Genomic DNA, 21,253 nt, shown 5'->3' on the forward strand with positions numbered 1-21,253 from the left:
GACGGCGCTCGGCCGTCGCCATATGGTCGCGGCGGCGCCGGAGAAGGTTCAATGCGCGCCTGGGGCGAGCGGGTGAGGCGGCCGGCCGGGCTCAGTAGCCGGCCTTGCGATCGACGAGATTGCGCAGCGCCTCGCCGCGGTCGCAGGCATCCATCTGTTCCAGCATCGAGCTGGCCAGGTGCTCGGGATCGGACGCGGCGGCGGCATGCGGGGTGACGAACACGCGCTCATGCGTCCACACAGGGCTCGTCTCGGGCAGCGGTTCGGTTTCGAAAACGTCGAGGCTCGCTTCCTTCAGCACGCCCTCGTCAAGGGCGCGCAAAATATCGGCGCCGTTGTGCAGGAGCCCGCGCCCGGCATTGATCAGCACCGCGCCGCCGAGCGGGTTGTCGCGCCGCAGCTTCGACAAAAGCGCGAAGTCGATCATGCCCTGCGTGGCCGGCGTCAGTGGCAGCAGCACGACCAGAATATCGGTCGCGCCCAGAAAGGCGTCGAGGCCTTCATCGCCCCCATAGACGCCGACGCCCTCGACCGGGGCGCCGCTCCGGCTCCAGCCATTGACCCGGAAGCCGAGCGCCAGCAGCGCCCTGGCTGCCGCGCGACCGAGCTCGCCGAGCCCCATTATGCCGACCGAAACCCTGTCCGCCGGCGGCTGGGAGGCCTCGATCCAGGCCTTGCGCCGTTGCTGCGCGCGGTAGAGAAAGCCCTGGCGGTGATGGTCGAGCACCCGCCACACCACATATTCGCTCATGTGCTGGGTCAGGTTGTCGGCCACCACGCGCACGATCGGCACGTCCGGCAGTTCCGGGTCGGCGAACAAATGGTCGACCCCGGCCCCGCCAGAGAAGATCGCCTTGAGGTTGGGAAGGCCGGACAACAGCCCGGGATTGCGGTTCCACACCACCGCATAGTGGATCGCGCTATCGACCGAGCGTTCGCGTTCCAGCACCACCTCGCGGCCGGCCGACAGCCTCTTGCGCCAATGCTGCGGGTCGAACCCGGCGACGGACAGGAGAACGCGGCCTTTTGCGGGGTCTTGCATGGTGCTTGCGGTCTTGCGCCTGAAAAACTACTGGCTGACCACGCCTTCCGGCGCGGCGGTGATGTCGAAGGCGGCGGCGAGCAGGGCCCGCGTATAGTCCGATTGCGGCGCCCGGAATATCCGCTCGGCCGGTCCCGCCTCCACGATCTTGCCGTTGCGCATCACGATCACCTCATTGGCGAGCGCGCGCACCACCTTCAGATCGTGGCTGATGAACAGATAGGCCAGGTCGTGGCGTTTCTGTAGGTCGCGCAGCAGGTCGACCACCTGCGCCTGCACGCTCATGTCGAGCGCTGAGGTCGGTTCGTCGAGCATGACGAATTTCGGCTTCAGCACCATGGCGCGCGCGATCGCGATGCGCTGGCGCTGACCGCCGGAAAATTCGTGCGGGTAGCGGAAGCGGGTCTGCGGATCGAGCCCGACCTCGTCGAGAACCGCCACCACGCGCCGGTCGCGTTCGTCCGCCGACAGCGCCTTTTCGTGGATGGAGAGCCCTTCCTCGATGATCTCGGCCACCGACATGCGCGGGCTGAGCGAGCCGAACGGATCCTGGAACACGATCTGCAGTTCGCGGCGCAGGGGACGCATTTCCTTGAACGACAGGGCGTCGATGGGGCGTTCTCCGAAGCGTATGCCGCCTTGCGAGGCGATCATCCGGCACAGCGCCAGCCCCAGCGTCGTCTTGCCCGAGCCCGATTCGCCGACCACGCCGACGGTCTGGCCGGCGCGCAGCGTGATGTCGACGCCGTCGACTGCCTTCACGTAGTCGACCGTGCGGCGCATGAAGCCCTTCTTGATCGGAAACCACACCCGGATAGCGTCGCCGGTCATCACCTGCCGGGCGGCCGCGTCGGCCGGCGGCGGCTCGCCCTTCGGCTCTGCGGCCAGAAGGTGCCTGGTATAGTCGTGTTGCGGATTGTCGAAGATCTCTTGCGTCGGCCCGGCTTCGACGATCCTGCCCTTGGTCATCACGCAGACGCGGTCGGCGATGCGCCGCACGATGCCGAGATCGTGGGTGATGAACAGCATCGACATGCCGTTCTTGCGTTTCAACTCGTCCAGAAGCTCCAGGATCTGGGCCTGGACGGTAACGTCGAGCGCGGTGGTCGGCTCGTCGGCGATCAGCAATTGCGGCTCGTTGGCGAGCGCCATGGCGATCATCACGCGCTGGCGCTGGCCGCCGGACAATTGGTGCGGATAGGCGCCGAGCCGTTTTTCCGGCTCGCGGATTCCGACCTCCTCGAGCAGCGCCAGCGTGCGCGCGCGGGCGGCGGTATCGCTCATGCCCTGATGCAGCTTCAGCACCTCGCCGACCTGCTGCTCGATACTGTGCAGCGGGTTGAGCGAGGTCATCGGCTCCTGGAAGATCATGGTGATGTCGCGCCCGCGGATCCTGCGCAGCGCCTGTTCCTTCGCGCCGAGCAGGTCCTGGCCATCGAACAGGATTTCGCCTGAGGGATGGCTGGCCGCCGGATAGGGCAGGAGCTTCAGCACCGATAGCGCCGTCACCGACTTGCCCGAGCCGGACTCGCCCACCAGCGCCACCGTCTCGCCGCGGCCGATGTCGAACGACACGCGGTCGACGGCGAGGCTTTGTTTCTCGTCCTGCGAGAAGGCGACGGAAAGATCGCGAACGGAAATAAGGGGCGCGGTCTCGGTCAAAGCGCCGCCTCGACATCGGTCTTGCGGAAATCGTCGCCCTTGAACAACAGCGGCTCGCCGCGCGCCTTGGCCAGTGCATAGGCGAAGCAGTCGCCGAGATTGAGTCTGGCGGGATGGTTTCCCTTGCCAAAATTCCGGTAGGCCTCACGGGCGAGATGGGCTTGCTGGGCCGTCGTCGGTACGATTTCCACATCAAGGGCGGCGATGAGATTATCGAGTTCACGCGCCTTCCTGTCGGTGTCGAGACTGTCGACCCGCACGGCGGCTTCCAGATAGTTTATCGGCGACATGGTGTGCTTTTCAGGTGCATCGGCAAGACAATATTTCAGTGCCGGTTGCTCCGGTTCATCCAGCAGGATCGCCAAAATTGCGGAAGCGTCCACAATCATCTCGGCAATCCCCTTTTGTCGTATAGATGAGAATGATCGCTGCTCGCGCCGGGCGGCGTCGGACCAGAGCGGGTCAGGATCTCGTCGATTTTTTTGATTTTCTGCGCGACATCCCGCTCGCGGCGCAACCGTTCCAGTTTTTCTTCAAGCGCGGCCTGGATCGCCGACGTCATCGTTTCCCCGGTTGCGCTTGCAAGCTGACGCGCAAGCTGCTCGACGCGCGGATTCTTGATGTTCAGGCCCATATCGACCTCCATGGTAGAAAACCGCCGGAATTATACCATCCCGCCCCGCTCATTTGAACGTCTTCCGGGGGTCGAAGGCGTCGCGGGTCGCCTCGCCGATGAAGATCAGGAGCGACAGCATCAGCGAGATCACCACGAATCCGGTAATGCCGAGCCAGGGCGCGTTGAGGTTCTGCTGGCCCTGTTTGAGCAGTTCTCCCAAGGAGGCCGAACCCGGCGGCAGGCCGAAGCCGAGAAAGTCGAGCGAGGTCAGCGTGGTGATCGAGCCGTTGAGGATGAACGGCAGGAAGGTCAGCGTCGCCACCATCGCGTTGGGCAAGAGGTGGCGGAACATGATCGTGCGGTTGGGCACGCCGAGCGCGCGCGCGGCGTTGACATATTCGAAGTTGCGCGCCCGCAGGAATTCCGCCCGCACCACGCCGACGAAGCCGACCCAGGAAAACAGCAGCATGATCGCCAGCAGGATGAAGAAGCCGGGCGGCAGCACGGCGGCGATGATCAGGATCAGGTAGAGCACCGGGACCGACGACCAGATTTCGATGAAACGCTGGAACAACAGGTCGGTCCAGCCGCCGAAATAGCCTTGCACGGCGCCGGCCGACACCCCGATCAGCGCCGAGCACAGCGTCAGCGCCAGGCCGAACAGCACCGAGATGCGGAAGCCGTAGATCGCCCGCGCCAGCACGTCGCGGGTCTGGTCGTCCGTGCCGAGCCAGTTCCAGTTGCCGAGCGTGCAGCTCGGATCGTCGGCGCCCTGCGGATAGCGCGCGCAGCGCGTCTCGCGGTCGTAGAGCCAGGACGGCTTGGCCGGCGCGGCTTCGGGAATCTCGTTGTTGACGGTGCGGTAGGAATAGCGGACCGGTGGCCAGATCAGCCAGCCATTGGCTTCGATCTCCTCGAAGATCACCGGGTCGCGATAATCGGTAACGGCGAGGAAGCCGCCGAATTTTTCCTCCGGATAGTCGACCAGCACCGGAAACAGGATCTCGCCCTTGTAGGAGGCAAGCACCGGCTTGTCGTTGGCGATGAACTCGGCGAACATCGACAGCACGAACAGCACCAGGAAAATCCACAACGACCAGTAGCCGCGGCGGTTCGCCTTGAAATTCTGCCAGCGGCGCTGGTTGAGCGGCGACAGCCAGCCGCGGCGCGGCGCGGCGGCGTCGGGGGCGGTGACGGCGCGCTGCATCACACGTCCCTCCGCTCGAAATCGATACGCGGATCGATCCAGGTATAGACCAGGTCGGAGATCAGCCCGACGACGAGACCGATCAGCGAAAAGATGAACAGGTTGGCGAACACCACCGGGTAGTCGCGGTCGAGCACCGAGCGGAAGCCCAGAAGGCCGAGCCCGTCGAGCGAAAAGATGTTCTCGATCAGCAGCGACCCGGTGAAGAAGGCGGAGATGAAGGCGGCCGGGAAGCCGGCGATGATGATCAGCATCGCGTTGCGGAACACGTGACCGTAAAGCACCTGGCGTTCCGTCAGCCCCTTGGCGCGCGCGGTCACGACATATTGCTTGCGGATTTCGTCGAGGAAGGAGTTCTTGGTCAGCAACGTGTTGGTCGCGAAGGCCGACAGCACCATCGCCGTGAGCGGCAGGGTCAGGTGCCAGAAATAGTCGACGATGCGTTCCGGCCACGACAGCTCGTGCCAGTTGTCGGAGATCAGGCCGCGCAGCGGGAACCAGTCGTAGAACGAGCCGCCGGCGAAAAGCACCATCAGTAAAATCGCGAACAGGAAGCCGGGAATGGCGTAGCCGACGATGACGACGCCGCTGGTCCAGATGTCGAAGCTGGAGCCGTCCTTGACCGCCTTGCGAATGCCGAGCGGAATCGAGATCAGGTAGGAAATCAGCGTGATCCACAGGCCGAGCGAGACCGAAACCGGCATCTTTTCCAGGATCAGGTCCAGCACGGAAATGTCGCGGAAGAAGCTTTCGCCGAAATCGAACCGGGCATAGTCCCACAGCATCTTGAAGAACCGCTCCAGCGGCGGCTTGTCGAAGCCGAATTGCACCTCGAGCTGCTTGATGAACTCGGGGTCGAGCCCCTGCGCGCCGCGATATTTGGAATCGCCGGCATCGAAGTCCTGCACGCCTGAATCGCCGCCGCCGCCCGAAATGCGGTCGGCCGCGTCGCCGCCCTGGCCGGTGATGCGCGCAATCACCTGTTCGACCGGTCCGCCCGGCGCGAACTGGATGACGGTAAACGAGATCGCCATGATCCCGAACAGGGTCGGGATCATCAAGAGCAGGCGTCTGAGGATATAGGCTCCCATCAGCCCGCCACTCCGCTGCCCGCGTTCATGTCCGAGCGCCTAGGATTTCCCAATTGCCTCTGCCTTGTCAGGATCGACCCACCACAATGTCTCGACCGGGAAGCCGTAATCGGGTTTCGGCTCCTTGAAGCCGAACATGTCCCAATAGGCAGCCCGGTGATTCGCCGCATGCCAATTTGGAATCCAGTCATGCCGTGCGCGCAAGACCCGGTCGAGCGCCCGCATGGCCACGGTGAAGCGTTCGCGGTCGCCGGCCTCTTCGGCAAGCGCAATCAGCGCATCGACCGCGGGGTCGGCCGTCCCCGCCAGGTTGCGCGAACCGGACAGCCTGGCCGAACGCGAATGGAAATAATGCGTCAGCTCGTCGCCGGTCGGCGTGGCGGTGAAGGACGCGGCGATGCCGAGCATGTCGAAGTCGAAGTCGAGCTGGCGCGCCTGGTACTGCGTTGCGTCGACCAGGCGGATCGAGGCGTCGATGCCGATCGCCTTCATGTTCTCGACAAACGGCGAATCGACCCGCACGAACACCTGGTCGCGCACCAGGATCTCCAGCGTGAGCGCCTCGCCCTTGTCGTTGCGCACCAGCGTGCCGTCGCGCGCCCAGCCGGCTTCCGCCAGAAGCCGTGCGGCGCGGGAAAGCAGCACCCGGTCGCGGCCCGACCCGTCGGAGACCGGCGGCGTGACCGCCTCGCCGAACGCCTCTTCGGGAATCTGCCCGCGAAACCGTTCCAGAATTTCCAGTTCCGCTGGCGAGGGCAGGCCGGTAGCCTTGTAGTCCGAGCGCTCGAAGGTCGAGTGCGAGCGTTCATAGGCACCGTAAAACAGGTTGCGGCGCGTCCACTCGAAATCGAAGCACAGCCCGACCGCCTCGCGCACGCGCCGGTCGCGAAAACGCTCGCGTCGCTGGTTGAGCGCCCAGGCCTGCATCGACGGGCGCAGTTCGGACGGGAATTCGCGCTTGACCACCTTGCCGTCTTCGACGGCGGGAAAATCGTAGCCGGTCGCCCACACCCGCGAGGTGAATTCCTGCCGGTAGGTCACTTCGCCCTTCTTGAAGGCTTCGAACCCGGCCTGGCGCTCCTGATAGAACTCGATGCGGATGCGGCCGAAATGGCCAAGCCCCCTGGCGACCGGCAGGTCGCGCGCCCAGTAATCCTCGACCCGGTCATATTCGATCCAGCGCCCCGGCTCGAACCGGCCGACCTTGTAGGCGCCTGAGCCGAGCGGCGGCCTGAGTTCGGAACTGTCGAACGGATGGGCCTGGTAGAAGGCCCGCGAGACGATCGGAAAGACCGAAACGGCCAGGATGGTGCGCGACGACTGCTCGCCCGAAAAGCTGATGCGGAATGTATGGTCGTCGACCGCCACGGCCTCGCGCATATGCGTCAGCGGCAGCAGCAGGCTCGGATGGCCTTTTTCCTTGAATAGATTGTAGCTGAAGGCGACGTCGTGCGCGGTCAGCTTCGTACCGTCGTGAAAGCGGGCCTGCGGCCGCAGCGCGAAGGTGAAGCTGTTGCGGTCGGGCGAGATGGTGACGGTTTGCGCCACCAGCCCGTAGAGCGCGTCGGGTTCGTCGAGCGCGCGTGTCATCAGGGCGTCGAAGCACAGTTCCATGCGCGGCGGCGCGTCGCCGCGAGACACGAAGCTGTTCAGCGTGTTGAAGGTCAGGACGTTCTGGTTGAACCCCCAGTTCGGCGGCGCGAAATTGAACGTGCCGCCAGCCGGCGCGTCCGGGCTCGCATAGTCGAAATGGGTGAAGTCGGGCGCGTATTTGAGATCGCCGAAGGCCGACAGCCCGTGCAGGCTGCGGCCTGCCGGCGGTGCCGCCAGCGCCAAGCCGGGCAGTTGGGGAACGACAAGCGCTGCGCCGGCCAGGGCCAGGAAATCGCGACGGGCCAGAAATTCGCGACGGGGCAGGGTGCTCGTCATGACGCGGCCCGGCTCAGTTCTGGCCGCTTGTTTTTCCGGCAAGGGCCGCCTCCTTGTCCGGGTCGATCCACCACGAATCGATGTCCGCGCCGATATAGGACGGTTGTGTGTCGGGAATGCCGAACTTGTTCCAGTAGGCGAGCCAGATCTCCGAGCGGTGCCATTGCGGCACGACGTAGAAATCCCACAACAACACCCTGTCGAGCGCGCGGGTCGCCGCCACCAGCTCCTCGCGATCCTTGGCGTAGATCACCTTTTCCACCAGCGCGTCCACCACCGGGTCCTTGATGCCGGGAAGGTTGCGCGAGCCGGGCTGGTCGGCCGCCGTCGAGCCCCAGAACTCGCGCTGTTCGTTGCCGGGCGACAGCGACTGGGCGAACTGTCCGGTCAGCGAATCGAATTCAAAGCCGCGCAGCCGGTTGATATATTGCGAGGTGTCGACAATGCGCAGCGTGGCGTCGATGCCGAGCTTGCGCAGCGTGGCGATATAGGAGCCGGTGATCACCTCGTCGGTCGGGCTGCGGCCCAGAAACTCGATCCGGAACTGCTCGCCGGTTGCCTCGTTGACCAGCTTGCCGTTCCTAATCACCCACCCGGCTTCGGCGAAAAGCTTGACGGCGCTGCGCAGGTGGGTGCGTTCGGCCCGCGGTGTGTCATAGACCGGCAGGGTGAATTCCTCGGTGAAGACTTCCGCCGGCAACCGGTCGCGGAATTCCTCGAGAATGGCCAGTTCGCGGCCTTCCGGCAGGCCGGACGAGGCGAGTTCCCCGCCTTCGAAATAGCTGTCGGTGCGCGTGTTCTGACCGTAGAACAGGTTGCGGTTCATGCTTTCGAAATCGAGCGCGATGGTCAGCGCCTGACGCACCTTGCGGTCCTGGAATTGCGGTCGCCGCAGATTGAGCACGAACCCTTGCATTGGTTCGCTGCTTGTGGTCGGAAACTCGCGCTTGATCACGTCGCCGGCCTTGAAGGCGGGAAAGTCGTATTCCACCGTCCAGCGCCGCGAGCTGTTTTCCGGCCTGATGTCCTCGAGCCCGCCTTTGGTGAAGGCCTGCCATTCGGCGTTGTCGTCCTGGATATAGATATATTTGCGTCGGTCGAAATTGTTGCGCCCGACGTTTACCGGCAGCTCCGCCGCCCAATAATCCTCGACGCGCCGCCATACGATTTCCGCGCCGGGGCGGAAACTGTCGATCCGGTAGGCGCTCGAGCCGAGCGGCGGCTCCAGCGTCGGCTGGGTGACGTCGCGCTTGTTGCCCTTGGCGTCGGTGCCTTCCCACCAGTGTTTGGGCAGAACCGGCATGTCGCCCAGAATGTGCGGCAATTCGCGGTTGCCGGTCTGGTCGAAAGAGAATTCGATCTCGCGTTCCGACAGAGCCCTGGCCTCGGTGACGCTGGAGAAGTAGCGGTTGAAATTGGGGCTGTTTTCCTTCAGCACGCCAAAGGTCCACACCACGTCGTCGGCAGTGATCGGCGTGCCGTCATGCCATTTGGCTGCCGGGTTGAGCCGGTAGGTGGCCGAGGAATAATCGTCGGGATATTTGTAGGCTTCCGCGATCAGCGGGTGGCTGGTGCCCGGCTCGTCGGTCGATTGCTGCATCAGCGTGTCCCACAACAGCCCGCCGAAGAAATTCAGTCCGGCCGCGGGTGTGCCGCGAACGATGAACGGATTGAAGCTGTCGAACGTGCCGGCCGAAACCGAATTCAGCGTTCCGCCCTTCGGCGCGTCGGGATTGACGTAGTCGTAGTGGGGAAAGTCGTCGAGATATTTGGAGGTTCCGATCAGCGAGGTGGTCGTGTGCCATTCCCCGTCGGCTGCCCGGGCGATGTTGGTTGACGGCGCCAGCAGCGCCGCCACCAGACACACGCTGGCAAATCTCGAAAAGCGCCTCATCTCACTCCCCTTGATCTTGCCGGCAAGACTAGTCCGCCGCGCCGCAGTGAACCCGCATTCACTGAATTCTGGCACAGGCTAACAAAAAAAGCCGGGGCGAACCCGGCTTTTTCATGGAATTGAGATTACAATTTGGTCATTCGGCGGCCGGTTCCGCGTTGGCTTCCGCAGCCGGCTTCTCGCCCGCGGCGGCATCGGCGGCGGTATCGTCCGCCTGCGCGGCCTGTTCCTCGCTCGGCACCTCCGGCAACGGCGCCGGATTGTCCGACAGCGTGTGCAGATAGGCGATCAGGTCGGCGCGTTCGTCCGGCTTCTTGATGCCGGCAAAGCCCATCGCGGTCCCCTTAACCAAGCCCTTCGGCGAGGCCAGGAAATCGTCCAGATGCTGATAATCCCACACGACCGTGCCGTCCTGGGCGAATTCCTGCATCGCGCCGGAATAGGAAAAGCCCTCATGCGAGGCGATCGGCCGGTTGACGATGTCCCACAGATTGGGACCGACCTTGTTGGCGCCGCCCTTGTCGGCCGTATGGCAGGCCGCGCATTTCTTGTACACGCTCTCGCCCGCGCCCGCATCGGCGGAGGCCAGGCGCACGGCGATCGGCTCGATCTCGGGAGCGGCGGGGCCGCCTCCGCCGCCTTCCTCTTCCGCCACCTCGATCGCGTAGCCGGCTTTCTCCGGCGCTGGGCTGGCAAAGATCGAGTCCGACACAATGCCTATGGTGAACACCACAAAAGCCGCGCCGAGCAGCCCGCCGAGCAGTTTGTTGAGTTCGAATGAATCCATGTGAACCGGGGCTCCTGAAATCCGTGACCGCCTGCCGCCGCATACGGTCCGCACCGGCTTGAACCGGCCAAGTTGCGCGGAACGGGTCTAGGTCTTTTGCTACGGCCTTGCAACACATATAAGGGCTATTCCATGTGAGACCTTTTGCCACTTTTCCCGCCCCAGATGTCGATTGTCATTCTCATACCAGCCCGCATGGGCTCCACCCGCCTGCCGGGAAAGCCGCTCGCCGACATCGCCGGCAAGCCGATGATCGCCCATGTCGCGGCGCGGGCGGTTGAAAGCGGGCTCGGCCGCGTCGTCGTGGCCGCCGACAGCGACGAGATCTGCAGCAGCGTGCGCGCTCATGGCCACGAGGCGGTGCTGACCGGCGGCCATCACCAATCGGGATCTGACCGCATCTTCGAAGCCCTGCGAACGCTTGATTCGGCGGGCGAGGTCGAAACCGTGATCAATCTTCAGGGCGACCTGCCCACGATCGATCCCGCCGATGTCGCGGCCGTGCTGGAGCCGTTGCGCCGGGCCGAGGTCGATATCGCCACGCTCGGCGTGGAAATCGTCGCGGAAGACGAAAAGACCAATCCCAACGTCGTCAAGATCGTCGGTTCGCCGACGGCGCCGGCGACGTTGCGGGCGCTTTATTTCACCCGCGCCACCGCCCCGTGGGGCGAGGGGCCGCTCTACCATCATGTCGGCATCTATGCCTACCGGCGTGCCGCTCTGGAACGTTTCGTCGCACTCGCACCCTCGCCGCTGGAGCAGCGCGAGAAACTGGAACAGTTGCGTGCGCTCGAAGCCGGCATGCGCATCGATGCCCGCATTGTCGACGCCGTTCCGCTTGGCGTCGACACCCCCGCCGATCTCGAACGCGCCCGCGCGACGCTCACCACCCGAGGAAACTGACCTTATGTCGTCCAAAACCAACAAGATCGCCTTTCAGGGCGAACCGGGCGCCAATTCCGACACCGCCTGCCGCAATATGTTTCCCGAGATGGAGGCGCTGCCCTGCGCGACGTTCGAGGACGCCTTCAACGCGGTGGAGACCGGCAAGGCCGATCTGGCGATGATCCCGATCGAAAATACGATCGCCGGCCGCGTGGCCGATATCCACTATCTTCTGCCGGAATCGCGGCTGCATATCGTTGGCGAGTATTTCTTGCCGATACATTTCCAGCTGATGACGCTGCCTTCGGCCGACATCGACGACATCAAGGCCGTCTACAGCCACATTCACGCGCTCGGCCAGTGCCGCAAGGTGATCCGCCGCCACCGCTGGAAGTCGGTGGTCGCCGGCGATACGGCCGGCGCGGCGCGACTTGTTGCCGAGGAGGGCGATCCCACCCGGGCCGCGCTGGCCCCCAGGCTTGCCGCGGAACTCTACGGGCTCAAGATCGTCGCCGAGAACGTCGAGGACACCGACAGCAACGTGACGCGTTTCGTGGTGCTGTCGAAGACCAAGCGCTGGGCTGAGCGTACAAGCCCCGACACCACGATGATGACCACCTTCATCTTCCGCGTGCGCAACCTGCCGGCCTCGCTCTACAAGGCGATGGGCGGGTTCGCCACCAACGGCGTCAACATGACCAAGCTGGAGAGCTACCAGCTTGGCGGCAAGTTCTTCTCGACACTGTTTTACGCCGATGTCGAGGGCCATCCCGACGACCGGAACGTGGCGCTGGCGCTGGAGGAATTGCAGTTCTTTTCGCGCGAGGTGCGCATTCTCGGCGTCTACGAGGCCCACGCGTTCCGCGCCACCCAGAGCGAGGACGACTGACCCCGCTCACGCGACGGCGGCCCGATTTGGGCTCCGGCGCGCCGCCGGGCGGTCGCTAACCCTCGGCGTCCGCCCAGGCTCTGATCAAGGTGTGGGCGATCGCCATCTTCGGCGGCACCAGAACGCCGCCGGGATGCAGCCCGTTGACGATCTGTCGGGTCTCGGCCCGGCTGAACCAGCGGCAGTCCTCCAGTTCCGTGGCGTCGGCGTCGATCGTCTCGGTGACGGCCTCGCCATAGCAGCCGATCATCAGCGAATGCGGGAACGGCCATGGCTGGCTGGCGTGGTAGACGACCCGTCCGATCCGGATGCCGGCCTCCTCGAAGGTTTCGCGGCGCACGGCGTTTTCGATCGTCTCACCGGGCTCCACGAACCCGGCCAGACAGGAATACATGCCCGGCATGAAATGGGGGCTGCGGCCCATCAGGCAGGCATCGCGCGTCACCGCGAGCATGATGACGACCGGGTCCGTGCGCGGAAAGTGATCGGCTCCGCAGGACGGGCAGGTCCGCTTGCAGCCGCCGTCGCGCATCTGCGAGCCCGCGCCGCAGCGGCTGCAGAAACGATGGCTGTGGTGCCAGGCCAGCATCGCCGCGCCCTGCGCCAGCGCGCCGAGCGCGGCCGGGTCGAGCAGCCCCTGCATATAGATCGAGCGATAGTCGATCGCCTTGGCGGTATCGGGCAGATCGTCGGCCTCGCGTCCGGCCGGCGCCGCCACAACCGGTCCGGCCGCATCCCATCCCAACAACACCGCGTCGGCCAGCCTGGCGTCGAGCGCCCGCGCCTCGTCGACGCCGTACCAGGCCGAAAACCCGTCGCCGGTCTTTTTCAGCTGCATGCGCCCGCCGCCCATCACCATCACGCGGCAGGCGGGATCGGCAAGCGCGGTCTCGACATCGTCGTCCCTGCGGTTTTCCGACTGCCGGTCGATCGCGTTGCCGGCGAAGCCGACAAACTGGCTCGCCTCGCGTTCGGGCGCGTCGAACAGATGAAATCGCATCAGGTCAGCTCTCGTTTACGGCGTGTCGGGCCGTGACAACCCTTGTCGGACCGACTCCACGAACTGGTGCAGGTCCTCGCGGCGATAGGGTTCGCGCAAGCCGTGTCCCCAGACCGGGCCGGGCCAGTTCGGGTCGCCTTCCGCGCGTGCGACGATATGGACATGGAGCTGGCGCACCATATTGCCGAGCGCGGCGACGTTGATCTTGGTGCACCCGGTCTGCTCCTTCAGCGCCTGGCCGACGAGATTGACCTCGAAGGTAATCATGGTCTGGTCGAGCGGCGTCAGCTCGAACAGTTCCTCCACGCCGGTGCGGTGCGGCACCAGAACGAGCCAGGGCCAGCGGCGGTCGTTCATGACGCGCAACTCGCACAGGCCGAGCCAGATCACCGGCTCGCTTTCCGAATTCAACCGCCGGTCAAGGATGAAACCGCGTTCTTGCCCCCGCATCATGGGCGATTCCTCGATATGCTTCGATGAAGGCTAGAACCGTTCACCGTCAAATGGAAGCGGTTTGATGGGCCGATTTTCCGGATCGGCGGCTGGAAAACGCAGCCACGGGAGGGGGATCGGGCGCGGATCTGGCCGGAAGGGCGGGGCTATCGCGCCTGCGCTTCTGCGCGGAGGCGGGCCGTAGGCCATGCCGCGTCCCGGGGCGTCATCGTTGTGTCGCGGCCTCTTGCATTTGGCGGCGCAATTGACGATATGGAGCGTGGGAGGTTGGTGGTGGACGAGCCACTCGCCAACCGGGTCAGGTCCGGAAGGAAGCAGCCCTAACGAGCCACGGCACGGGTCATCGTGCCAGCCTCCCACCTCACCGTTGCGCTCCAGGGCCAATCGACATTTCGAGTTCGGGCGCGGCGCGGCATTGACGCCGCCCGGCCGCCGCGCGAGATTTGAACGGACCGGGCGTCCAGTCCGGGCAGTCAGACGGAGCGACATCGATCCATGAGTGAAGCCGGCGCAGGCGACAGCAGGGAGCGTGCCTATCGCGTGCTCGCCCGTAAGTACCGGCCGAGCGATTTCCAGGATCTGATCGGCCAGGAGCCGATGGTACGCACGCTGACCAACGCGTTCGCCAGCGGGCGTATCGCCCAGGCCTGGATGCTGACGGGTGTGCGCGGGGTCGGCAAGACCACGACGGCGCGCATTCTGGCCCGTGCTCTCAATTACAAGACCGAGGCTGTCGACCTGCCTTCGATCGACCTCGCCCAACCGGGCGAGCACTGCCAGGCGATCATGGAAGGCCGGCATGTCGATGTCATTGAGATGGACGCCGCCTCGCATACCGGCATCGACGACATTCGTGAAATCATCGAGCAGGTCCGCTATGCGCCGGTGTCGGCCCGTTACAAGGTCTACATCATCGACGAGGTCCACATGCTGTCGACGCAGGCCTTCAACGGCCTGCTCAAGACGCTCGAGGAACCGCCGCCGCATGTGAAGTTCATCTTCGCCACCACCGAGATCCGCAAGGTGCCGATCACGGTCCTGTCGCGCTGCCAGCGTTTCGACCTGCGCCGTATCGACGCCGGTCTCATGGTGGAGCATCTGCGCAAGATCGCCGCCAGGGAGGAGATCACCGTCGAGGACGAGGCGCTGGCGATGATCGCCCGCGCCGCCGAGGGCTCGGTGCGCGACGCGCTCTCGATCTTCGACCAGGCGATCGCCCACAGCGCCGGCGCGGTGACGGCGGCAACCGTGCGCGACATGCTGGGGCTGGCCGACCGCGCCCGCGTCATCGACCTGTTCGAGAGGCTCATGCAGGGCGACATCGCCGCCGCGCTGGCCGAGTTCCGCGCCCAGTACGACGCCGGCGCCGACCCGGCCGCCGTGTTGACCGACCTTGCCGAGTTCACGCATCTCGTGACCCGGCTGCGTTTCGTGCCCGAGGCGGCCGCCGACGCCGCCCTGACCGAGGACGAGCGCGTGCGCGGACCCAGGCTGGCCTCCGATCTGTCGATCCGGGTTCTGTCCAGGGCCTGGCAGATGCTCCTGAAGGGCATTCCCGAGGTCCAGGCCTCCAGCCGCCCGGTCAGTGCTGGCGAAATGGTGTTGATCCGCATGGCGCATGCCGCCGACCTGCCGACGCTCGACGAGGTGCTGAAGCGCGCCGACGACGGCGCCGGGCCCGCACCGTCCGGCGGACCCGCTCGTGGCACCTCCGCGCCGGGCCCGGGCGCCGGCGCGCGCGCGGTGTCGGCGCCGGTTGCCGTTGCCTCGTCAAATGGCGGCGCGACCATGCGGCTGGCGGCAGCGACGCCGGAACCGGCAATTCAGCCGCAACAGCCCGCGCCGTCCGAGGCCGCGCAGGCCGAGCCGGGCATCGCCTCGCTCGCCGATATCGCCGCGCTCGCCGACCGCAATCGCGACCTGGCCTTCAAGGTGCTGGTGAAACGCTGCGTGCGGCCCGTCAGGATAGAGCCGGGCCGGCTCGAGGTCAGCCTGACCGACGACGCGCCGAAGACGCTGCTGGGCGACATCACCTCCCGCCTGCAGCAATGGACCGGCCGGCGCTGGATCGTGTCCTTGTCGCGCGAACGCGGCGACGACACGATGGCCGAGAAGGAAGCCAACCTGCGCGAGAGTGCGATTCTCGACGCGCGCGCCGATCCCGAAGTCGCGGCGATCCTGGCCCGCTTTCCCGGCGCCCGCATCATCGACGTGCGCATCCCCGATGCGGTCGCCGACGACGACCCCATGGTCGAGCCGGCGCCGGACGCCGACGAAGACGACAGCTGAACACGAGGACAGTGCAATGAAGGATCTGATGGGCCTGATGGGCAAGGCCAAGGAAATGCAGGCCAAGTTCGAGGCCATGCAGCAGGAGATCGCCGAGCTCGAGGCGTCGGGCCAGTCCGGCGGCGGGCTCGTCAACGTCACGCTTTCGGGCAAGGGCGAGATGAAGCAGCTCAGGATCGACCCGTCCCTGTTCAAGGAGGACGATGTCGAGATTTTGGAAGATCTGATCGTGGCTGCGCACAACGACGCCAAGGCCAAGGCCGAGGCGCTGATGCAGGAAAAGACCAAGGAACTGACCGCCGGCCTGCCGATTCCCCCCGGCTTCAAGCTGCCGTTTTAGGTCGGGCGCGCGGCCGGGCGCGGGGTGACGTCGTTGTCCTCGCCCGGACCGCTCTGGTATCTTCCCGTGCAGGCTCCCATATCCGTGCCATGATCCCGATTTCCGTTCTCGACCTGGCGCCCGTCGCCGAAGGCAGCGACGCCGCCCGGTCGCTGGCCAACACGCTCGACCTGGCGCGCCATGCCGAGGGCTGGGGCTTCCACCGCTACTGGCTGGCCGAGCACCACAACATGCCCGGCATCGCCAGCGCCGCCACGGCGGTGGTGATCGGCCAGGTCGCGGCGGCGACCTCGACCATCCGCGTCGGCGCCGGCGGCATCATGCTGCCCAACCACGCGCCGTTGATGGTCGCGGAAGCCTTCGGCACGTTGGAGGCCCTTCACCCGGGCCGCATCGATCTCGGCCTCGGCCGCGCGCCGGGCACCGACATGGCGACCGCCCATGCGCTGCGTCGCGGGCTCAACGCCGATCCCAACGCCTTCCCGCAGGACGTGGTCGAGTTGATCGACTGGTTCCGTCCGCCGCAGCCGGGCCAGCGCGTGCAGGCGGTGCCAGGCGCCGGTCTGGACGTGCCGATCTGGATATTGGGCTCCAGCCTGTTCGGCGCCCAGCTCGCCGCCGCGCTCGGCCTGCCCTACGCTTTCGCCTCGCATTTCGCGCCGGCCGAGATGGAAAACGCCGTGCGGATCTATCGCGAACGGTTCAAGCCGTCCGAACAGCTCGCCAAACCCTATGTCATGCTGGGCATGAGCGTGTTCGCCGCCGAGACCGACGCGGCGGCGCGGCTTTTGTTCTCCTCGCAGCAGCAGGCTTTCGTCAATCTGCGCTCCGGCCGGGCCGGCAAGCTGCCGCCGCCGGTTGAAAATTACGAAGACACGCTCGACCCGTCCGCCAGGGCGATGCTCGCCCAGGCGCTTTCCTGCGCGGTGGTGGGATCGCCGGAGACGGTCAAGACCGGCATTGCCGATTTCGCGCGCCGCACCGGCGCCGACGAGTTGATCGTCACCGGACAGATCTTCGACCACGGTGCCCGGCTGCGCTCCTTCGAGATCCTGGCCGATTGCCATCGCGCCCTGGCGCGGGCCGCCTGATGGAGGCGCGGCACGACCTCACGGATCGGACGGTACCGGCGAATGATCCGGGCGCGGCCGGGCTTAATCTCGACGCCTATTTCCGCCGCATCTCCTATCATGGCGAGCGCGCGGCGACGCTGGCGGTGCTGCGGCAGCTTCATCGTCTGCATCCGCAGGCGATCGCCTTTGAAAATCTCGATCCGTTGCTCGGTCGGCCGGTGAACCTGGACCTGGCTTCTGTACAGGACAAGCTCGTCCGCTCGAGGCGCGGCGGCTATTGTTTCGAGCACAACCTTCTGTTCTGGCAGGTGCTTTCCGCACTCGGCTTCCAGGTGACGGGGCTCGCCGCCCGGGTGATGTGGGGCCAGCCGGACGAAACGGTCATTCCGCGCGCGCATATGCTTTTGCGCATCGCGCTCGACGGCGAGACCTGGCTCGCCGATGTCGGTTTCGGCCGTATGACCCTGACCGCGCCGCTGCGCCTTGCCGCGGGCGTGGTCCAGTCGACCCCGCACGAGGACTACCGCATCGACGATGACGGCGATCATTTCCGCCTGCAGGCCGCGGTCGACGGCGACTGGCGTCCCGTCTACCATTTCGACCTGCAGCCGCAGCAGCCGATCGACTACCGGGTCTCCAGCTATTACATGGCGACCCATCCCCAATCGCATTTCACCTGGACGATCATGGCGGCCCGGCCGACCTCCGAAGGGCGTTTCACGCTGTCGAACGATCGCCTGACCTTTCGCGGACTGGACGGAACCAACCGTCAGCGCCGGCTGGAATCGACCGACGATTTCGTCGAAACGTTCCGCACCGATTTCGGCGTCGACATCCCCGATCAAGCAGGCTTCGCGGCGCGGATCAGGGCAACCGGCATCCTGAAAGACGCCTGAGCTCAGCGCAGCGCCCGCACCAGCCCCGCATCGGGAAAGCAGGTCGGCGCGCGGCCGTTTTTTGTCTGCCAGGCGCCGATCGAGCGGCGCGTCTTGAAACCGGCCAGCCCGTCGGCGCCGCCGACATCGTGGCCGAGCCGTTCCAGCCCGCGCTGCATGGCGGCGATGTCGGCGCGGTTCAGCCGGTCGATCGCCGTCCAGCCGCCGGCAAAGCGGCGCTCGCCATAGGCGATCCGGTCGGCGGCATGGCCGACGAACAGCGCGTAGACGTCGCTCTCGTTGTACTGTTTCAACACGTAGAAATTGGGCGTGACGATGAAGGCCGGCCCGAAGCGGCCGGCCGGCATCATCAGATAGCCCTCGCCGGTGAGCTCGTGCGCGGGAAACGGCTTGCCGCCGACGCGCTTGACGCCCATCGCCGCCCAGTCGGCGATCCGCCGGCCGCGGTCCGGTCCTTCGAGCGCGCAGGACACGCCCTGCGGCACCGTCACCTCGAACCCCCAGTCGCGCCCGCGCACCCAGCCATGCGCGTCGAGATAGCGCGCAATCGAGGCCAGCGTGTCGGGCTCGGAGTTCCAGATGTCGGCGCGCCCGTCGCCGTCGCCGTCGGCGGCGAATTTCAGATAGGAGCTCGGCAGGAACTGCGGCTGGCCGAGCGCGCCGGCCCAGGACGATTTCATGCTGCGCGGGCTGATCTGGTTGCGGTCGGCCAGAACGAGCGCGGCCAGCACCTCGGTGCGGAACATCTCCTTGCGCGTTGACAAAAACGCCTTGGTGGCCAGCACCTGGAACGCGTCGTGCGGGATCTTCGCCCGGCCGAAGCCGGATTCGCGGCCCCAGATTGCCAAAATGATCCCGGCCGGCACGCCGTGGCGCTTTTCGATCGCCGCGAGTGTGCCGCGATGCTGCTTGAGCCGTGCCCGCCCGCCGGCGGTGACGCCACGCACGGTGTTTTCGTTGAAATAGGCGGCCGGCGAGCGGAACTCGGCCTGATGCTGGACCGTCGCCGCCTTCTTGCCGGGCAGGACGAGGTCGGGCAGGTCGAGATTGGGCGAGATGCCGGTAAAGGCGGCGTCGAAGGTGGCGCGCGACACCCCGTTGGCCTTCGCTGCCGGCCACAGATCGGCGTCGAGCCAGGCGCGGAACTGTTTTTCGATCGAGGACGCGGCTGCCGGCGCTGTCGCCAGAAACAGCGCGGCGGCGAGGACGGCAAGGCGGCGCAGGCGTGTCATATCCGGTTCCTCGGCGAACAATGCGTCAAAACGTGGTCCGCGACTTCAGCGCCGCCGCAAGCGTTCCCTCATCGAGATAGTCGAGTTCTCCGCCGACCGGCACGCCGTGGGCAAGCCGCGTCACCTTGACCCCGAGCCCGTCGAGCTGGTCGGTAATGTAGTGCGCGGTCGTCTGGCCTTCCACCGTCGCGTTGACGGCCAGGATCAGCTCGCCGATCCCGCCGGCAGCCACGCGGTCGACCAGCGTTTTGATGTTGAGCTCTTCCGGGCCGACGCCGTCGAGCGGCGACAGCGTGCCGCCGAGCACATGGTAGCGCGCATTGATCGCCCCGGCGCGTTCCAGCGCCCACAGGTCGGCGACATCCTCCACCACGATCAGCGTTGCGGGATCGCGGCGCGCGTCAGTGCACACCGTGCACGGGTCGCAGGTGTCGACATTGCCGCAGGTCGAGCAGATGCGCACCGTGTCGAGCGCCTCGGCCATCGCCGCCGCCAGCGGTCCCAGAAGCTGCTCCTTTTTCTTGATCAGGTGCAGGGCGGCGCGCCGCGCCGAGCGCGGGCCGAGGCCGGGCACCTTGGCAAGCAGCTGGATCAGGCGTTCGATCTCGGGACCGGCGATTCGCTTCGACATGGCGAATGTCTACGTCCAATCCGGCCGCGATTGAAGCGCGCGATGCAGCAAAAGCGCTCAGTCGTCGCCGTCGACCACGCGCAGCCGCAGCGAGCCGGTCTTGGATTCGGCCATTTTGGGCGGGCTTCCGCCATCGGCCTCCGCCGCCCCGCCGTCGGCCGCGCCCAGTTCCAGGGCCTCGATCTTCTCGCCGCGCTTGGTCACCTTCTCCGTCGAGGTCAGGATCATGTCGATATCGCGATTGGCCTGCGAGAAATGCGTCTGCAGCTTGCGCACGCGCTCGTCGAGCCGCCCGACATCCAGCATCAGCCGCGCCACCTCGCCCTGGATCAGATGCGCCTGCTCGCGCATGCGCGCATCCTTCAGCACCGCCTGGATGACCTGGATCGACAGCATCAGCAGCGATGGCGACACGATCACGATGCGGGCGCGATGGGCGCGCTGCACCAGCGCCTCGAAATTCTCGTGGATCTCGGCGAAGATCGATTCCGACGGCACGAACATGAACGCCGTCTCCTGGGTCTCGCCCTGGATCAGGTAGCGTTCGGAAATCGCCTTGATATGCACGTCGATGTCGCGGCGAAAGGCTTGCGTGGCCTGCTTTTCGGCCTCCGGGCTTTCGTTTTCGCCGGCCGCCCGGATCGCATTCCACGATTCCAGCGGGAACTTGGCGTCGATCACCAGCGACGGCGCGCCGTTCGGCATTCTTACCAGGCAGTCCGGCCGGTTGCCGTTCGACAGCGTCGCCTGGAACTCATAGGCGCCCGACGGCAGCCCGTCGGCCACGATCGCCTCCATGCGCGACTGGCCGAAGGCGCCGCGCGTCTGCTTGTTGGCAAGAATCTGCTGCAATTGCACGACCTGCCCGGCCAGCGACTGGATATTGCCCTGGGCGGTGTCGATCACGGCCAGCCGCTCCTGCAGCTTGGCCAGGCTCTCATGCGTGGCGCGCGCCTGCTGGCTCATCGACTGGCCGAGCCGGCCGGTCATGGCGTCGAGCCGTTCGGAGATCGCCTTGTTGAGTTCGCCCTGCCGCGATCCGAACACGTCGGCAATGGTCGCCATGCGGCCCTGCATCTCCGATTGCGCGCGTGTGATCTCGGTCATGCGCGCCTCCGCCTCGCGGGCATGGGCGGCCGCTTCCGCCGCCGCCATCGCCCGGGTGCGCGCCGCGCGCATCAGCGTCGCGACAAGCAGGACGACCAGCACAAGGACCAGCCCCGCGCCCGCCAGGAGCGCGTGCGCCAGGGTTATCGGCGTGTCCCCGAGCATGAACAGGGGCTGGGAAAGGAGCGGTTCGATCGGGTCCATCGGACCACCCTAGCCGATTCGAGCGC

General features: G+C 66.0%; 19 protein-coding genes, 1 other RNA gene and 1 pseudogene. 7 read left to right on the forward strand and 14 right to left on the reverse strand.

The features are described from left to right. Positions 1-91: 91 nt before the first annotated feature. From ACT2B0_RS00940 to ACT2B0_RS00980, 9 genes are all read right to left on the reverse strand, one after another. Positions 92-1,042 (reverse strand): 2-hydroxyacid dehydrogenase, encoded by a 951-nt coding sequence (locus ACT2B0_RS00940; RefSeq protein ID WP_473460581.1) that lies wholly within the window; start codon positions 1,040-1,042, stop codon positions 92-94. 27 nt (positions 1,043-1,069) lie between these two features. After that, positions 1,070-2,704 (reverse strand): ABC transporter ATP-binding protein, encoded by a 1,635-nt coding sequence (locus tag ACT2B0_RS00945; RefSeq protein WP_473460583.1) that lies wholly within the window; start codon positions 2,702-2,704, stop codon positions 1,070-1,072. Further along, the gene (locus tag ACT2B0_RS00950) at positions 2,701-3,069 is read right to left on the reverse strand and encodes a type II toxin-antitoxin system VapC family toxin (RefSeq protein ID WP_473460585.1); all 369 of its coding nucleotides are present in this window, start codon (positions 3,067-3,069) and stop codon (positions 2,701-2,703) included. Before ACT2B0_RS00950 ends, ACT2B0_RS00945 begins: the two co-directional genes overlap by 4 nt. Positions 3,070-3,089: 20 nt before the next feature. Then, the gene (locus ACT2B0_RS00955; RefSeq protein ID WP_156713221.1) at positions 3,090-3,338 is read right to left on the reverse strand and encodes a type II toxin-antitoxin system VapB family antitoxin; all 249 of its coding nucleotides are present in this window, start codon (positions 3,336-3,338) and stop codon (positions 3,090-3,092) included. Positions 3,339-3,387: 49 nt separating this feature from the next. Continuing rightward, positions 3,388-4,527, reverse strand: coding sequence for an ABC transporter permease (locus ACT2B0_RS00960; RefSeq protein WP_473460587.1), 1,140 nt, complete (start codon positions 4,525-4,527; stop codon positions 3,388-3,390). Next, positions 4,527-5,618, reverse strand: a complete 1,092-nt coding sequence (locus ACT2B0_RS00965) for a microcin C ABC transporter permease YejB (RefSeq protein ID WP_473460589.1) — start codon at positions 5,616-5,618, stop codon at positions 4,527-4,529. Before ACT2B0_RS00965 ends, ACT2B0_RS00960 begins: the two co-directional genes overlap by 1 nt. 39 nt (positions 5,619-5,657) lie before the next feature. After that, positions 5,658-7,547: an extracellular solute-binding protein gene (locus ACT2B0_RS00970; RefSeq protein ID WP_473460590.1), complete on the reverse strand. Its 1,890-nt coding sequence runs from the start codon at positions 7,545-7,547 to the stop codon at positions 5,658-5,660. A 13-nt stretch (positions 7,548-7,560) separates the two neighbouring features. After that, positions 7,561-9,441: an extracellular solute-binding protein gene (locus ACT2B0_RS00975; RefSeq protein ID WP_473460592.1), complete on the reverse strand. Its 1,881-nt coding sequence runs from the start codon at positions 9,439-9,441 to the stop codon at positions 7,561-7,563. Positions 9,442-9,577: 136 nt separating this feature from the next. Then, on the reverse strand, positions 9,578-10,228 hold the full coding sequence (locus ACT2B0_RS00980) for a c-type cytochrome (protein ID WP_473460594.1): 651 nt from the start codon (positions 10,226-10,228) through the stop codon (positions 9,578-9,580). 165 nt (positions 10,229-10,393) lie between these two features. Here ACT2B0_RS00980 and ACT2B0_RS00985 point away from each other — a divergent pair, with 165 nt between their 5' ends. After that, positions 10,394-11,131 carry a 3-deoxy-manno-octulosonate cytidylyltransferase gene (locus tag ACT2B0_RS00985; RefSeq protein WP_473466185.1) on the forward strand — a complete coding sequence of 246 codons (738 nt, stop codon included), beginning with the start codon at positions 10,394-10,396 and terminating at the stop codon, positions 11,129-11,131. Between the two features lie 4 nt (positions 11,132-11,135). After that, complete coding sequence (locus ACT2B0_RS00990; RefSeq protein ID WP_473460596.1) at positions 11,136-12,002, forward strand: prephenate dehydratase; 867 nt, start codon at positions 11,136-11,138, stop codon at positions 12,000-12,002. Positions 12,003-12,057: 55 nt separating this feature from the next. Here ACT2B0_RS00990 and nudC read toward each other — a convergent pair whose 3' ends face one another. Together nudC and ACT2B0_RS01000 are read right to left on the reverse strand one after the other, a co-directional pair. Further along, entirely contained in the window at positions 12,058-13,002 is a 945-nt protein-coding gene (nudC, locus tag ACT2B0_RS00995) for an NAD(+) diphosphatase (protein ID WP_473460598.1), read from the reverse strand. 15 nt (positions 13,003-13,017) lie between these two features. Continuing rightward, positions 13,018-13,455, reverse strand: coding sequence for an HIT family protein (locus tag ACT2B0_RS01000; RefSeq protein ID WP_473460600.1), 438 nt, complete (start codon positions 13,453-13,455; stop codon positions 13,018-13,020). Between the two features lie 262 nt (positions 13,456-13,717). On the opposite strand from ACT2B0_RS01000, the gene ffs reads away from it, so the two are divergent. From ffs to ACT2B0_RS01025, 5 genes and pseudogenes are all read left to right on the forward strand, one after another. Beyond that, positions 13,718-13,815, forward strand: an RNA gene (ffs, locus tag ACT2B0_RS01005) — signal recognition particle sRNA small type. Positions 13,816-13,947: 132 nt separating this feature from the next. Then, positions 13,948-15,744: pseudogene (locus ACT2B0_RS01010) on the forward strand (DNA polymerase III subunit gamma/tau); the annotation flags it as partial. 16 nt (positions 15,745-15,760) lie between these two features. Further along, complete coding sequence (locus tag ACT2B0_RS01015; protein ID WP_473460602.1) at positions 15,761-16,084, forward strand: YbaB/EbfC family nucleoid-associated protein; 324 nt, start codon at positions 15,761-15,763, stop codon at positions 16,082-16,084. Between the two features lie 89 nt (positions 16,085-16,173). Beyond that, positions 16,174-17,175, forward strand: coding sequence for an LLM class flavin-dependent oxidoreductase (locus ACT2B0_RS01020; protein ID WP_473460603.1), 1,002 nt, complete (start codon positions 16,174-16,176; stop codon positions 17,173-17,175). Then, entirely contained in the window at positions 17,175-18,053 is an 879-nt protein-coding gene (locus ACT2B0_RS01025) for an arylamine N-acetyltransferase family protein (RefSeq protein WP_473460604.1), read from the forward strand. Before ACT2B0_RS01020 ends, ACT2B0_RS01025 begins: the two co-directional genes overlap by 1 nt. A gap of 2 nt (positions 18,054-18,055) precedes the next feature. Here the strand turns inward: ACT2B0_RS01025 and ACT2B0_RS01030 are convergent, their stop codons facing one another. The 3 genes from ACT2B0_RS01030 to ACT2B0_RS01040 are packed head-to-tail and all read right to left on the reverse strand — an operon-like array spanning position 18,056 to position 21,227. Beyond that, positions 18,056-19,285 carry a lytic murein transglycosylase gene (locus ACT2B0_RS01030; RefSeq protein WP_473460606.1) on the reverse strand — a complete coding sequence of 410 codons (1,230 nt, stop codon included), beginning with the start codon at positions 19,283-19,285 and terminating at the stop codon, positions 18,056-18,058. A 25-nt stretch (positions 19,286-19,310) separates the two neighbouring features. Then, a complete protein-coding gene (gene recR, locus ACT2B0_RS01035; protein ID WP_473460608.1) occupies positions 19,311-19,916 on the reverse strand; it encodes a recombination mediator RecR in 606 nt (201 codons plus the stop codon). 57 nt (positions 19,917-19,973) lie between these two features. Then, entirely contained in the window at positions 19,974-21,227 is a 1,254-nt protein-coding gene (locus ACT2B0_RS01040; RefSeq protein ID WP_473460610.1) for a DNA recombination protein RmuC, read from the reverse strand. Positions 21,228-21,253: the final 26 nt, after the last annotated feature.

The sequence above is a fragment of the Nitratireductor sp. J20-h4 genome (assembly GCF_056780505.1).